The 16737-nt window shown below is 48.7% G+C and carries 7 protein-coding genes; 4 read left to right on the forward strand and 3 right to left on the reverse strand.

The window, feature by feature from the left end; all coding sequences use genetic code 11:
* Positions 1-16: 16 nt before the first annotated feature.
* The 3 genes from AC6H3C_RS16970 to AC6H3C_RS16980 form a co-directional block, all read right to left on the reverse strand.
* Positions 17-7426 carry a T9SS type B sorting domain-containing protein gene (locus AC6H3C_RS16970; RefSeq protein ID WP_497516604.1) on the reverse strand — a complete coding sequence of 2470 codons (7410 nt, stop codon included), beginning with the start codon at positions 7424-7426 and terminating at the stop codon, positions 17-19.
* Between the two features lie 627 nt (positions 7427-8053).
* Positions 8054-8848, reverse strand: coding sequence for an amidohydrolase (locus AC6H3C_RS16975; protein WP_497516605.1), 795 nt, complete (start codon positions 8846-8848; stop codon positions 8054-8056).
* Positions 8849-8886: 38 nt separating this feature from the next.
* Positions 8887-11829 carry an FAD-binding and (Fe-S)-binding domain-containing protein gene (locus AC6H3C_RS16980; RefSeq protein WP_497516607.1) on the reverse strand — a complete coding sequence of 981 codons (2943 nt, stop codon included), beginning with the start codon at positions 11827-11829 and terminating at the stop codon, positions 8887-8889.
* Between the two features lie 499 nt (positions 11830-12328).
* Here AC6H3C_RS16980 and pta point away from each other — a divergent pair, with 499 nt between their 5' ends.
* The 4 genes from pta to AC6H3C_RS17000 all read left to right on the forward strand — a co-directional run bounded on the left by pta (position 12329) and on the right by AC6H3C_RS17000 (position 16736).
* Positions 12329-13333, forward strand: coding sequence for a phosphate acetyltransferase (gene pta, locus AC6H3C_RS16985; RefSeq protein ID WP_497516608.1), 1005 nt, complete (start codon positions 12329-12331; stop codon positions 13331-13333).
* An 11-nt stretch (positions 13334-13344) separates the two neighbouring features.
* Complete coding sequence (locus tag AC6H3C_RS16990; RefSeq protein WP_497516610.1) at positions 13345-14316, forward strand: 3-hydroxyacyl-CoA dehydrogenase family protein; 972 nt, start codon at positions 13345-13347, stop codon at positions 14314-14316.
* A 116-nt stretch (positions 14317-14432) separates the two neighbouring features.
* Positions 14433-15644: an acetate/propionate family kinase gene (locus AC6H3C_RS16995; protein WP_497516611.1), complete on the forward strand. Its 1212-nt coding sequence runs from the start codon at positions 14433-14435 to the stop codon at positions 15642-15644.
* Between the two features lie 189 nt (positions 15645-15833).
* A complete protein-coding gene (locus AC6H3C_RS17000; RefSeq protein ID WP_497516612.1) occupies positions 15834-16736 on the forward strand; it encodes a phosphate acyltransferase in 903 nt (300 codons plus the stop codon).
* The last annotated feature ends 1 nt before the right edge of the window (position 16737 follow it).

Below are 16737 nucleotides of genomic sequence, written 5' to 3' on the forward strand. Positions count from 1 at the left end.
TCATTTCTGATCTTGTTTACCGGTTAATATATACTGCTCCCTTGCGTACTTCTGAATTACTTAGCTTCAGGACATAAAAATAGGTCCCTGCCGGTAATATGTCCTTCCCTTTTCCATTGACGTTTGCACGTCCATCCCACCAGGCATCAGTATTTCCGTGAATATCTGTATTTCCGTACCTGTCTTTTTCATAGACCTTGGCCCCCCAACGACTGAAGATCTCGATCCGGGCATCCGGGTAGAGGCACATCCCGTGAATCCGGAAGTAGTCATTGATGCCATCGCCGTTCGGAGAGAAACCGGTGGATACCTCAACATTGTAAATATCCGGAACAATGATCTCCTGCGTGCAGGTAGCCGTATTCCCGGCCTCATCGACAGCTGTCCAGGTAATCACGGTTGTTCCGACAGGGAGGCTCTCAGGGGCATCGTTATATACCTGAATATCGCCTGGCAAACTCAGGTTATCCGATACAATGGGGGTTCCCAGGTTAAATCCGGAAGCCTGACACAAATCCCAGTCTACCACGATGGCAGAAGGATGTACCGGACAAACAATAACCGGAGGAGTCGTATCCACTACATCGATCACCTGAACACAAGTCGACGAATTTCCGCAGTCATCCGTGGCTGTCCAGATTCGCTTGATTGTAAATTCAACAGCGTTAGGTCCGTCGATGATCTGATCAACATAGGTCACCGCGGGAACCGTGTCACAATCATCTTCAGCCGTTGCCATGCCGGTATCGGCCGGATCGGAAGATTCATCGCCTTCTATGGTCAGATCAGGCGGACAGAATGTGATGGTCGGGGCTGTGTGATCAATAAAAGTTATGGTTGATGAGACTGACTCAGCCTCATTGCCACAAATATCGCTGGCCGTAAATATGACTACAACTTCGTGGTTACAACTTTGCGTATAGGCCGAATAATTGTTGCCAACAACAATGTAACTGTCGCAATTATCTGAAACGCTTGCCTCCGCAAGCCAGTTAACAATAGCCGCCTCATGATCAGCAGACTGGTTGCAGGTTAATACCAGCGGCAGAGGAGCAGTGATCACCGGGGCCATGTTGTCGATAAACGTAATGGTCGACGTAACCGGCATAGCCGCATTACCACAGGCATCCGTGGCCGTAAACGTCACCGCAATCTCTTCTCCGCATCTCTGGGTATCGATACCATAATTGTTGTCAATCGCCAGCTCTGTATCACAATTTTCTTCGGCGGTTGCACTTGCCAGCCAATCTTCGATGATTGTTCTGTAATCTGTTCCCGGTTCACATTCCAGCACAAGTGGCGCGGGTGCGGTAAGTACCGGGGCTGTATCGTCTATGAAACTGATCGTCGAGGTGGCCGTGACCGAATTGTTGCAATCATCGGTGGCCGTGAAGGTAACCGTGATCACCTGGCCGCAGCCCTGGCTGTAAGCCGTGTAATCATTTGTAATCTCAACATTCTCGTCACAGGCATCGCTTGCTTCTGCACTTGCCAGCCAGGCTGATATCATGCCGCTGTAATCTGCACTTTGGCTGCAAACCAGCTCCAACGGCCCGGGCACATTCGCGAAGGCCGGGGCTGTATCATCTATGAAACTGATCGTCGAGGTGGCCGTGACCGAATTGTTGCAATCATCGGTGGCCGTGAAGGTAACCGTGATCACCTGGCCGCAGCCCTGGCTGTAAGCCGTGTAATCATTTGTAATCTCAACATTCTCGTCACAGGCATCGCTTGCTTCTGCACTTGCCAGCCAGGCTGATATCATGCCGCTGTAATCTGCACTTTGGCTGCAAACCAGCTCCAACGGCCCGGGCACATTCGCGAAGGCCGGGGCTGTATCATCTATGAAACTGATCGTTGAGGTGGCCGTGACCGAATTGTTGCAATCATCGGTGGCCGTGAAGGTAACCGTGATCACCTGGCCGCAGCCCTGGCTGTAAGCCGTGTAATCATTTGTAATCTCAACATTCTCGTCACAGGCATCGCTTGCTTCTGCACTTGCCAGCCAGGCTGATATCATGCCGCTGTAATCTGCACTTTGGCTGCAAACCAGCTCCAACGGCCCGGGCACATTCGCGAAGGCCGGGGCTGTATCATCTATGAAACTGATCGTCGAGGTGGCCGTGACCGAATTGTTGCAATCATCGGTGGCCGTGAAGGTAACCGTGATCACCTGGCCGCAGCCCTGGCTGTAAGCCGTGTAATCATTTGTAATCTCAACATTCTCGTCACAGGCATCGCTTGCTTCTGCACTTGCCAGCCAGGCTGATATCATGCCGCTGTAATCTGCACTTTGGCTGCAAACCAGCTCCAACGGCCCGGGCACATTCGCGAAGGCCGGGGCTGTATCATCTATGAAACTGATCGTTGAGGTGGCCGTGACCGAATTGTTGCAATCATCGGTGGCCGTGAAGGTAACCGTGATCACCTGGCCGCAGCCCTGGCTGTAAGCCGTGTAATCATTTGTAATCTCAACATTCTCGTCACAGGCATCGCTTGCTTCTGCACTTGCCAGCCAGGCTGATATCATGCCGCTGTAATCTGCACTTTGGTTGCAAACCAGCTCCAACGGCCCGGGCACATTCGCGAAGGCCGGGGCTGTATCATCTATGAAACTGATCGTCGAGGTGGCCGTGACCGAATTGTTGCAATCATCGGTGGCCGTGAAGGTAACCGTGATCACCTGGCCGCAGCCCTGGCTGTAAGCCGTGTAATCATTTGTAATCTCAACATTCTCGTCACAGGCATCGCTTGCTTCTGCACTTGCCAGCCAGGCTGATATCATGCCGCTGTAATCTGCACTTTGGCTGCAAACCAGCTCCAACGGCCCGGGCACATTCGCGAAGGCCGGGGCTGTATCATCTATGAAACTGATCGTTGAGGTGGCCGTGACCGAATTGTTGCAATCATCGGTGGCCGTGAAGGTAACCGTGATCACCTGGCCGCAGCCCTGGCTGTAAGCCGTGTAATCATTTGTAATCTCAACATTCTCGTCACAGGCATCGCTTGCTTCTGCACTTGCCAGCCAGGCTGATATCATGCCGCTGTAATCTGCACTTTGGCTGCAAACCAGCTCCAACGGCCCGGGCACATTCGCGAAGGCCGGGGCTGTATCATCTATGAAACTGATCGTCGAGGTGGCCGTGACCGAATTGTTGCAATCATCGGTGGCCGTGAAGGTAACCGTGATCACCTGGCCGCAGCCCTGGCTGTAAGCCGTGTAATCATTTGTAATCTCAACATTCTCGTCACAGGCATCGCTTGCTTCTGCACTTGCCAGCCAGGCTGATATCATGCCGCTGTAATCTGCACTTTGGCTGCAAACCAGCTCCAACGGCCCGGGCACATTCGCGAAGGCCGGGGCTGTATCATCTATGAAACTGATCGTTGAGGTGGCCGTGACCGAATTGTTGCAGTCGTCGGTGGCCGTGAAGGTAACCGTGATCACCTGGCCGCAGCCCTGGCTGTAAGCCGTGTAATCATTTGTAATCTCAACATTCTCGTCACAGGCATCGCTTGCTTCTGCACTTGCCAGCCAGGCTGATATCATGCCGCTGTAATCTGCACTTTGGCTGCAAACCAGCTCCAACGGCCCGGGCACATTCGCGAAGGCCGGGGCTGTATCATCTATGAAACTGATCGTTGAGGTGGCCGTGACCGAATTGTTGCAATCATCGGTGGCCGTGAAGGTAACCGTGATCACCTGGCCGCAGCCCTGGCTGTAAGCCGTGTAATCATTTGTAATCTCAACATTCTCGTCACAGGCATCGCTTGCTTCTGCACTTGCCAGCCAGGCTGATATCATGCCGCTGTAATCTGCACTTTGGCTGCAAACCAGCTCCAACGGCCCGGGCACATTCGCGAAGGCCGGGGCTGTATCATCTATGAAACTGATCGTTGAGGTGGCCGTGACCGAATTGTTGCAGTCGTCGGTGGCCGTGAAGGTAACCGTGATCACCTGGCCGCAGCCCTGGCTGTAAGCCGTGTAATCATTTGTAATCTCAACATTCTCGTCACAGGCATCGCTTGCTTCTGCACTTGCCAGCCAGGCTGATATCATGCCGCTGTAATCTGCACTTTGGCTGCAAACCAGCTCCAACGGCCCGGGCACATTCGTGAAGGCCGGGGCTGTATCATCTATGAAACTGATCGTCGAGGTGGCCGTGACCGAATTGTTGCAATCATCGGTGGCCGTGAAAGTAACCGTGATCACCTGGCCGCAGCCCTGGCTGTAAGCCGTGTAATCATTTGTAATCTCAACATTCTCGTCACAGGCATCGCTTGCTTCTGCACTTGCCAGCCAGGCTGATATCATGCCGCTGTAATCTGCACTTTGGCTGCAAACCAGCTCCAACGGCCCGGGCACATTCGCGAAGGCCGGGGCTGTATCATCTATGAAACTGATCGTTGAGGTGGCCGTGACCGAATTGTTGCAATCATCGGTGGCCGTGAAGGTAACCGTGATCACCTGGCCGCAGCCCTGGCTGTAAGCCGTGTAATCATTTGTAATCTCAACATTCTCGTCACAGGCATCGCTTGCTTCTGCACTTGCCAGCCAGGCTGATATCATGCCGCTGTAATCTGCACTTTGGCTGCAAACCAGCTCCAACGGCCCGGGCACATTCGTGAAGGCCGGGGCTGTATCATCTATGAAACTGATCGTCGAGGTGGCCGTGACCGAATTGTTGCAATCATCGGTGGCCGTGAAAGTAACCGTGATCACCTGGCCGCAGCCCTGGCTGTAAGCCGTGTAATCATTTGTAATCTCAACATTCTCGTCACAGGCATCGCTTGCTTCTGCACTTGCCAGCCAGGCTGATATCATGCCGCTGTAATCTGCACTTTGGCTGCAAACCAGCTCCAACGGCCCGGGCACATTCGTGAAGGCCGGGGCTGTATCATCTATGAAACTGATCGTTGAGGTGGCCGTGACCGAATTGTTGCAATCATCGGTGGCCGTGAAGGTAACCGTGATCACCTGGCCGCAGCCCTGGCTGTAAGCCGTGTAATCATTTGTAATCTCAACATTCTCGTCACAGGCATCGCTTGCTTCTGCACTTGCCAGCCAGGCTGATATCATGCCGCTGTAATCTGCACTTTGGTTGCAAACCAGCTCCAACGGCTCGGGCACATTCGTGAAGGCCGGGGCTGTATCATCTATGAAACTGATCGTTAAAGTTTGCGGTATTGCCTCATTCCCACTGGCATCAATTGCAGTAAAAGTGATCACCAGGTCTTCAGCACAACTTTGGACAAATCCCAAATAATCATGATTCAGCGCCGGTTCTATATCACAGTTATCGGAAACCTCAACCTGGGCAATCAAAGACTGTATGAACAGATCATATGTCCCGGATTGGCTTTGATTGCACTCCACTGGAAATGGATTTGCAACATCAGGCAGGGTAATCACCGGAGCCGTTTTGTCTTCGACATTCAAATTCAGCGTAGCTTCATTATCATCCGGATTGGCATCAACCCAGTAATCAGAATAGGCCGTGGCTGTAATTGCTAAGGTGGAGTTCACCTCTGCACATCCCGGCGCTTGCATGGTAACCGTGAAAAGTTCGCTGCCGCCAACGGGCAAATCGGTATCCACTGTCCAGGTAACCGTGTGGTCGACAGTGCTATAAATCCCGCCCGTTCCATTTGAAAGGTATGTCGCGGTTTCGGGCAGATAGGCAATCACCGTATAAGAATGGCCGGTGTGATCGACCTTGCCTATATTGCTCACGGTTATGGTGTATGTATATGCAGCTTCCGGTTCCACCGGGTCTGCATCAGACACAATATCGACCACCAGGTCGGGTACATTCTGAACAGTTACCACAGCGTATGACTGATTATTATTCAAATCGGCATCCGGCCGGGTGGGATCAACATCAATAGCTGCAATGTTCAGGATATTGGTCGACCCAACCGGGAAGTTACTTATATTGTTATCTACTTGCAAAGTATACGTAATCGTACCACTTGTCCCCGGCGCCAAATCCGGCAGATTCCAGGTCAGCAGCCCGGCCGGTTCAGAATCTGTTCCTCCCCCGGCATTGATGACGGTCATATACGTTTCGTTGTAATCGTCGGTTATCGTAACGCCAATGGCTGTCCGGTTGCCCGTATTCTGATAGGCTATCGTGTATTCCACCTCTTCTCCCGGCAAAACGACTGTTTTATTGGCCGTTTTGGTGATGATCAGATCCGGGGCGGAAGCAACTGTTGTTTTTTCCTGAAAAATCGAATACGTTTGGGAACCATCACTGATCGCTACGGTATTCGTTAACTCGGTCCCGTTCGCGATATTATTCTGAACATTCAGAACAACATCAATAATTGTATTCCCCGGGGGAAGCAATGGGAAATGCCATTGATTATTAAAATACGAAGCCGGGGGATTCGCCGATACAAAGGATGTATTCAATGGATAAGTCTCGGTCAGATAGACATTAGCCAAAGCTTCCCCGGCATTCAAAATCACAATTTTACATGATAATGACGAACCCGCGGGAACCGGATCGGGGGTATCAATTTTATACACACCGACCGGCTCAAAATCATCGTATTGCCCCCCGGAAATAAAGGTGGCAACCACGGCACCACATGTTTCCGGCGTAGCAGTAATACTTGTATAAGGGTACTCATCCGGTTTCGTTTCTCCCGGGGGTTGAAGGTGATACCGGAAGAAAAAGATTTCCCCCGGCGCGATATAGGGTGTAACCGATAATTCCGACGTATTACTGTCCATCGGCAAAATTTGCCGGATTAAATCCTGTCCCTCAATAAGATTTGACGTTAAACTATATCTCTCATAGACATTCCCTGTATTTACCAGGGCTAACAGATAAGTTAGCGTACTGTTGGCGGACGATTTAACGCCCGCGCTGTTACTGATTGAAAACGTACACCTTCGGCTTATTTCTGTCGTAACCACGTTACTTTCAACCGGGACGATAACTTCATCCGACTGAATGGTCGCAGAAAGAGTAAGCGTTTCCGTATCATTTGAAATCGAATAAGCAACAACGTCTTGCCCTGAAGAATTGGTCAATGTTTCGGGATTACCGGCAATCAGATTTACCGTAATGGAATAAATACCCGTATTCAACTGTTCCAGTTGCGGTATGTCATCCTTTGTCCAAATAATCTTCCCGCCGGATTCAACACCTGCGGGGCTTGAGCCGGAATAAACAAAATTCCCGGATGGCAGGGTCAGTTCAATAACCACATTGTTCGTCAAAACAGCTCCAATGTTGGAATACGAGATCGTGTAGCTCAACTCGTCGCCGGGCTCTGCTTCTCCGGGACCAGTTACTCTTAAATCCATATTCGCCGTCTGGGAGAAACCTTCCGTGACAGGGAGCAGGAATAAGCATAGTACCAGTAGTTGTTTCAGGTACCTTAAATAATTCAGGTAAAATTTCGTCTTCATATATGATAAGTTCTTATTGTATTTTATATTCTCCTGTGAAAAATTCGTTTATAAAGTTTCATCATCAACGAAACATCAACCACTTAACAAACAGCACTTCATGCCCGCACAACATTGGCCGACGGCATTTACGCCAACTGGCATATTCGTTACCGATTGAAATTTGAAGGAATTAAGAGTTATGGATGTGGTAAATAGAAAAGACAAAGCACATGTGTACTTTGGAACATCCGTTACAAATTGTACCGCATTTCGGATGTTTATGCCCAACCGTTTAAAAAAGACCCCGCTTCCCAAGCAATCAATGGAACGGGAATCAAACCCGGACTTACACAAGCAAATAACAAATACACTCTTCAGAAAAGTAAATAATTGCCCCATCAAGATTGTTTTTAGTTTCAGCAAATTCAGCTTTTGCCTCTTTTGTCACTGAATAAAACTGTCCGGCTTATCAAAAAAAAATTGTCTTTCAACCGCTAATTCACCAAAAACATATGCAAAATACACATAATTTTAAGTTTTTAATAAGTTTTTAACAATTAAAAATTATTTTTTTATATTTTTTCGTGCAAACAAGCCTTTATTACCGGATTCTTCAATTATCTCTCAAGGTACGGCAAAACAATACTACAAGGCAAGATGGTTAAGTGAAAAATCGTCGGCGTCGGACAGAGCCGGAAATTTTTCCCGGAAATGCACAAGCGCTGATTTGGACAGTTTCGCGTTAAAAATTTCCTCCCGACCGGATCCCTCTGCCACCATCGCTTTTCCTTTCGGATCGAAAACCAGGCTGTCGCCGGAATACCGAATGCCGTTGGCATCCTTCCCGATGCGGTTTACACCGGCCACGTATACCTGGTTTTCTATGGCGCGGGCCTTCAGCAAACATTTCCACACCTCTTTCCGGGGGGCCGGCCAGTTTGCGCAGTTCAGCAGCAAGTCGTAATCGTTCCGGTTGCGGCTAAACACGGGGAAACGCAAATCATAACAAACCTGCGGCAGAATCCGGAAACTTTTTAGCTGAAAGATCTTTCGTTCGGTTCCGGGTGAAAAGTGCAGGTGTTCTTCCCCCATAGAGAATAAATGCCGCTTATCGTAATATTCAACCGTTTTGTCGGGCCGGACAAACACGAAGCGATTGTAGTAACGTCCATCCTCCCTGATCATTAAACTACCTGCCAATACCACCTGATACTGAGAAGCCTGCTCTTTCATCCAACTCACCGTTTCACCTCCCATCTGTTCGGCAAACCGCTCTACCTGCATCGAAAAGCCGGTGGAAAACATTTCCGGCAAAACAACCAAATCGGTTTCACGAGGCAACTGCTGAAAAAACTGTTCCAACCGATAACGGTTCGCCGCCGGCTTTTCCCAAACCAGATCGGTCTGAATCGAAGAAATATGTAAATGGTCATTGGTCATTGGTCATTGGTCATTGGTCATTGGTCATTGGTCATTGGTCATTGGTTACTGATCACTGGCTTATCCCTCACCAGCGCGTCATATAACACTTCAACCGGATGAAGCGCTTTTCTCCCGGTACCATCTTCGATATGATGGCGACAGGAGGTGCCGGGGGCAGAAATGATGTCATCGGCCCCCGCCTTGCGTACAGCAGGAAATAAGACCAATTCGCCGATTTTCTGACTTAATTCGTAATGTTCTTTTTCGTAACCAAATGAACCGGCCATCCCGCAACATCCGCTGGCAATTTCAACAACCTGATAGTTCACCGGGATTTCCAACATCGTTTTAGTTGGAGCCGTTGATGCAACAGCCTTTTGCTGACAATGTCCGTGCAACTTAATTTGCTTTTGCTCTGTGGTGAACAGGCTTTGGTCGATCTGCTTTTCTTCCATTTTGGCAGCTATAAACTCATCGAGCGACAAGATATGCTTCGACAGTTGCATGGCCTTTTCTTTCAGGCGATAATCAACCAGTTCCGGATATTCGTCCCTGAAGGTCAATATAGCTGACGGCTCGATACCCAACAAAGGAGTTTCAGCAGAAACAAGCCGGTGTAATTGTAAAACATTCCTGGTCGCTATTTTCTTAGCTGTTCTTACCAATCCTTTTGACAAATAGGTGCGCCCGCTTTCGCGGTGTTTGGGGATGGCCACTTCATAACCCAACTTATTCAGCAACAAGATGGCTTTTATCCCGATTTCGCTTTCATTCTGATTGGTGAATTCATCGGCAAACAGGTACACTTTCCCTTTCGCCTTTCCGTTGAGCAGGACTGGTTTTTTGTACCACTGCCTTAAACTTAATTTCGGGAGTTGGGGAATATTCCTCTCTTCAGCAAAACCAATCATCCGCTTAAACAAATCGGTTCCGCACAGCCAGTTCGTCAGTGGCCTGAACAGGCGTCCCATCCGGTATAATTGAGGCAGGTAAGCAATTAATCTGCTGCGCAGGGGTATTCCGCGGACATCGTAATAATGCTGAAGAAATTCAGCTTTAAATTTGGCCATATCCACATTTGACGGACATTCGGCTTTACAGGCTTTGCACGAGATGCACAAATCAAGTACCTGGTATATTTCCTCCTGATCAAAGGGATTCGTTTTGTACGGACGGGTTAAAAATTCGCGCAAAATATTGGCCCGCCCGCGTGTCGACTTGTCTTCGTCTTTCGTGGCCATAAAGGTAGGGCACATGGTTCCTCCAATCAGCTCACTTTTCCGGCAATCGGCCGATCCGTTGCATTTCTCGATAGCCCTCAGCAGACCCTGCTGCTCGGAAAAATCGAAGGTGGTTTCAAACTGCCGTGTTTCACCAATCAGGTAACGTAGATTTTCGGTGATCGACGGAGTATCGATAATTTTACCCGGGTTCAGAATCTGATCCGGATCCCAGGTCTGTTTCAACTGCTTAATCAGCCGGTAATTGTGATCGCCCAACATAAACGGGATAAACTCACCTCGCAAACGTCCGTCGCCATGTTCGCCGCTCAGCGACCCCCGGTATTTTTTCACCAAGATGGCGATCTCCCGTGCAATGGTATGATAAAGGATCACATCGGCATCTTCTTTTAAATTCAGCAAGGGCCGTAAATGAATTTCGCCAGTAGCAATATGGGCATATTTAACGCAGTTTAACCCGTATTTTGCCAATACGTGATCGAATTCCTCCATATACGCCGACAGATATTCCGGAGCAACGGCGGTATCTTCAATCACGGTGACGCTCCGTTTATCACCCGGAATGTTTGAAAGCAATCCCAGTCCGGCAGTGCGCAAAGCCCATACCTTTTTAATATTTCCGTCTCCCTGAACCAGGGGATAGTGATAACCCAGCCCGGCTTTCCGCAGTTCCCGTTCCAGATTGGCAGCCGTATCCAGCAGCTCTTCCTCTGTTTCGCGGGCAAATTCGATCATCAGCATGGCTTTGGGATCGCCCGAAATAAAAAAACGATTCTTACGCTGCTCAATATTTTCACGGGTACAGTTCATGATGATGTCGTCCATCAGTTCAATGGCGCCGGGGTTGTACTTCAACGCAATAAGATTACCCTTGTACGCCTCCTGTAAACTTTCGAAATGAGCGCATACCAACCCGACATGTTTTGGCTGAAGCGGAATCAGATTCAGCTTCAGCCTGGTTGAAAAGGCCAACGTGCCTTCGCTTCCGGCCAGCAACTTACATACATTTATTTTTTCGCCATTGCCTGTAAACGGATCGGTTTCAAGCAATACATCAATCGCGTAGCCGTTATTTCGCCGCTTTACTTTCGGGTCGGGGTATTCGTTCCTGATCTGTTCCTGATTGACCGGGTTGGAAAGCATTTTGTACAGGTTCCGGTATATTCTCGTTTCCATTAAATCATCCGGACCATTGGTTTTTGAAAGAAACTCTTCGGTTGTAAGGGCGTTAAATACGAGTTCCGATCCGTCAGCCAGGATACATTCAGCCTCCAGAATATGATCGCGCGCACTGCCGTAAACCAACGAATGCAGTCCGCAGGAATTATTTCCAACCATACCGCCAATGCAGCAGCGGTTGGCAGTAGAGGTTTCGGGACCGTATTGCAAACCGTGGGGAGCAAGAAACTTGTTCAGTTCAGCCAGATTAACGCCCGGTTCAACAAGCACCCATTTTTCGTCGGCGTTAAATTCCAGAATCTGGTTCATGTATTTCGATACATCCACAACAATTCCGGGGCCTACAACCTGCCCGGCCAAAGAGGTCCCGGCTGCCCTCGGTATGACGGAAGTTTTGTTCGCACGGGCAAAGTTTATGATCCGGCGGATATCTTCTTTTGATTTAGGCTTGCAGACTGCCTGCGGCAACTCCCGGTACGAGGAGGCATCGGTCGCATAAATTACGCGTTGGACATTGTCGGTGTAAACATCACCTTCCAGTTCCAGCTTAAGCGGGTAAAACAGGTCATTTTCTTTCATCTTGTTCAGTACGACTGGTCACACAAACAAAAATATCAATTTAAATTGGTGTAAAAGGCCGAATAAAAACAATTCGCATGACCGGATGAACAAATTTTCGTTTCATCTAAAAAAACGAACCGGCTCCGGTTCATAAAAAAATTTAGGAAAACTTAATATTCGACCCTTCAGTCCAGCGAACGATCAATCTCATTGTGCAATCGATTGTCCCGCCCAACGGTCCGAGTCTTTGGCGATGGGGTCAGAAAGTCTGAATTTTATCAGGATTAACAAATAAATAGCATAAACAAGTCTGCACACGGCAGATTTTGCCTATTTTTGCAGATAGAATCTTTTAGTCAAAAATTAAAATCACAGGCTATCAGATAAAATGAACAAATCGCTTAAATTTTGCCCTGATTTTTTACCCTTAATGCCGGGTACCGGACAAACAAAAACAACAGATTTGGAAAAAAACGTATTTGTTCCATCAGTCAATTGAAAATTAGTATCAGATATAATGAAATTACTTGAACGTATTATTAAAAACGCACAAAGCTATCAAAAACGGATTGTGCTGCCCGAAGGTAGCGAGCCCCGGACGCTGAGAGCCACAGAGATCATCCTGAAAGAAAATATGGCCCGGATTATTTTATTGGGGAATCCGGTAGAAATTATGAAATCGGCCGGAGAATGTGGCGTAAACATTACCGGCGCAGTCGTGATTGACCCCAAAACCGACAGCCGTCGTGATTTGTATGCCGAAAAGATGGTTGAAATCAGGAAATCAAAAGGATTGACCAAAAACGAAGCGCTGGAAATGTTGAACGATCCCCTCGTGTTTGCACCGTTGATGATCAAATGCGGCGATGCCGACGGTGAAATTGCAGGGGCCATCAACGCAACAGGCGATGTATTACGCCCCGCCTTTCAGTTTGTCAAAACCTTACCGGGAGTGAGCGTTGTTTCGGGGGCTTTTTTAATGTTTATCAATAACCCGCAGTTTGGGCACAACGGCATTATCGTGTTTGCCGACTGCGCCGTGATGCCGGACCCGGACGAACGCCAGCTGGCCGAAATTGCCGTAACAACAGCCAAAACTGCCAGAGCGATCGTGGGCATGGAACCGCGGGTCGCCATGCTGAGTTTTTCAACCAAAGGAAGCGCCCAGCATCCCCATGTCGATAAAGTAGTGAATGCCCTTAAAATTGCCAAAGAGCTGGATCCGCAACTAAAAATCGACGGCGAACTCCAGTTGGATGCAGCCCTGATCCCCGAAGTTGCCAAACTGAAAGCTCCCGACAGCGAAGTGGCCGGACGCGCCAACATTTTGGTTTTCCCGGGACTGGAATCAGCCAACATTGGTTATAAACTGGTTCAACGGCTGGCCGGAGCCGAAGCAATCGGGCCTGTTCTACAGGGGATGGCCGCTCCGATTAACGACCTGTCCAGAGGCTGTTCAGTCAGTGATATTGTCAATATGGTCGCCATTACATCAAACCAAGCCGCAGCGCTTTTTGAATAAAATAAAGAGATATGTCGAGCGAGATTATATATGAAGCCATTGAAGAATTTGGCTTAATTAAAAAAGAAAAGTCTAAAACATTATTTTCCAAAATCGGGATTATCGGTTGCGGACTTGTAGGTCAGAACATTGCCCGCGTAGCCAGTTTTTACGGCATCGAAGTGGTTTTTATCGAAGTAAGTGAAGAAAAAATCAGGGAAGCCTACCGGAATATCGGCAAAGTACTTGACCATCGCATTGAACACTGGGGTTTAACCTCGAGCGAAAAAAGAGCTATTCTTTCCCGGATCAAAGGATCGCTGGATTATAAAGATCTGGCCGGTTGCGATTTTGTGATCGAAGCCATCCGCGCGGTTGACCGTGGCGGAAAAATCAAGGAAAGAAAAACCATCTTCAAAAAAATCGAGAAAGTGGTGGACTCAGACTGCATTATTGCCACCAACTCCACGACCATCATCATCACCGAACTTTCTTCGGAACTGGAACATAAAGAACGATGCGTAAGTCTTCATTTTTTTGTATCCTCACAGGAAGCCCGTATTGTCGAGGTGGTCAAAGGCTTGTATACCTCCGATGAAGCCTATGAGAAAGTCTGTAAATTCGTAAAACTGATTAACCGCAAGGTGGTTCCCGTTGAAGAATCTGCAGGTTTGGTCAGCGTACGCATGTTCGTGGTGTTACTGAACGAAGCGTGTGAAATTCTGATGGAAGGCATCTCCACCGTGGAGCATATCGACGAAACCATGCGCATTGGTTTTGGCATGCGTATGGGCCCCTTTGAGGTAGCTGATAAAATGGGATTGGACAAAATTATTCGCTGGATGGACAATATTTACAATGAATTTGGCGATGTACGCTATAAACCGTCACCCTACATTAAACGCCTGGTGCGTGCCAAACAACTTGGCATGGCCAACGGCAAAGGGTTCTATCATTATGACGAGGATGGTAACAAAATCAAAAACGGTAGCGACAATTGTTAGCAACCCGATGATCGTGAAAACAAACGGATCGTTTTAAAACCGCAACAAACTGGCACCCGTTGCAAACGCCCCGGTTTTCACACGCCAATTTAAAAGGAAACTGAAAAAACAAACAAATGAAGATTCTTGTACTCAACTGCGGCAGCAGTTCAATAAAATATCAGCTTTTTAACATGACCGACCGTCATGTGGTCGCCAAAGGCGGCATCGAAAAACTGGGCATGAAGGGCTCCTTCCTCAAACACAAACACGAAGACGGACGTCAAATTGTATTTGAAGGTGAAATCCTCGACCACAAAGGAGGGATCGAATATATCCTGGGCATTCTGACAAGCGAGAAATACGGTTGTCTGAAAAGCCTGGAAGAAATTGACGCAGTTGGTCACCGCGTTGTACACGGCGGCGAATACTTCAGCTCCAGCGAGTTTATCACCAATGAAGTAATCGATGCGCTTGTAAAATGCACCAACCTGGCACCTTTACACAACCCGCCAAACCTGAAAGGAATTTACGCGATGGAAGAACTGATTCCCGGAATTCCACAGGTGGGCGTATTCGACACCGCCTTTCACCAAACCATGGAACCGGTGGCCTACATGTACGGAATCCCCTACCTGTTGTATAAAAAGTACGGTATCCGCCGGTACGGATTCCACGGCACCAGCCATCGTTATGTAACGAAACGGGCCTGCGATCTATTGGGGCGCGATTTTTTAAACCAGCGGATCATTTCCTGTCACCTGGGTAACGGGGCCTCCATTGCCGCGGTTAAAAACGGCAAGTCGGTTGATACCAGCATGGGCTTCACCCCGCTCGAAGGACTGATCATGGGTACCCGCTCGGGCGACCTGGATGTCGGCGCGGTTACCTACATCATGGAGAAAGAAGAAATCGGGCTGAAGACAGCCAGTACGCTTTTCAATAAGCACAGCGGGGTTTTGGGCATTACCGGCATCTCGTCGGATATGCGCGAGGTGGAAGAAGCCGCCAATCAAGGCAACGAACGGGCGCAACTCGCCCTGGATATGTACGACTACAAAATCAAGAAATACATCGGTTCCTACATTGCCGCCATGGGCGGACTGGATGTGCTGATTTTTACCGGAGGTATCGGCGAAAATGCAGACACAACCCGTCTTGGAGTTTCCAAAGACATGGAATTCCTGGGAATCCAGCTGGATGAAGCCAAAAATAAAGGGCTCAGAGTCAAAGAAGCAGTCATCAGCAAAGAAAGTTCGCCGGTGACCGTTATGGTGGTCCCTACCGACGAAGAATTGATGATTGCCCTCGATACGGAGAAAATTGTCAGCGAACGGGCAAAATCATAAGCATCACTTCCTCAAAAATGAAAGTTTGAAAGGATAAAACGCCTATCAATACCTGATTATAACATCCGATGTTCTTCAACATCGGATGTTTTGTTTTTCAGCGGTTTAAAAACATTTTTTTGTTTGACTTTTGTTCTTTAATTTTCGTAAGTGAAGCGTTACTTTCACATTCACCATGACTTCAGAAACATGATCAAACATTTAGATGACATTATCAAGCTGGCCCAAAAAGGAAAACCGAAGCGGATGGTCCTGGTCAACGGGCTGGATGAACACAGCCTGGAAGCCGCCCGGCAGGCCATAAAATTGGGATTGGTTGAAGTAATTATCACCGGAAACCGGCAGGAAATTGAAGCAGGTTGTCTGCGACTGGAAATCGACACGGCAACATTTAAACTAGTGGATGCCGATAACGAAGACACCGCTGCACTCGCGGCCGTTAAACTGGTCAACTCGGGCGAAGCTGATTTCGTAATGAAAGGCCTGATCAATTCAGACAAGTACATGAGGGCTTTGCTCAATAAAGAGTTTGGCCTGTTGCCGCCCAAAGGCGTGTTGAGCCATGTTACGGTGATCGAAAACAAGAACTATCCGAAATTATTAATCGTCGGTGATGTCGCGGTGATTCCCTACCCCGATCTGGCGCAAAAAGCAGCCATAATCAACTACCTGATCGAAACGGCCAAAGCGTTGGGCATTGAACAGCCCAAGGTAGCCCTGATTGCCCCCACCGAGCAAGTATTGCCCGCTATCCAGGCCTGTGTGGATGCCGCCTTGCTAACCAAAATGGCCGATCGGGGGCAAATTTCAGGCGGCCTGATTGACGGCCCCATGGGGCTCGATGTGGCCCTGGACCCGGAATCGGCCCGGATCAAAAAAATAGTTTCGCCGGTAGCCGGCGACGCCGATTGCCTGCTGTTCCCCAACATTGATGCGGGCAATGTGTTTTATAAGGTGAGCGCCAAACTCTGTCATTCCGAACAGGCGGCTGTCGTGGCGGGGGCCAAAGTTCCGGCGGTGTTGTCGTCGAGGGGCGACAGTACGCAAACAAAACTGAATTCAATCGCGTTAGCAGCTCTATTGAGTAAATAAA

It is taken from the genome of Gaoshiqia sp. US2, from assembly GCF_059705485.1.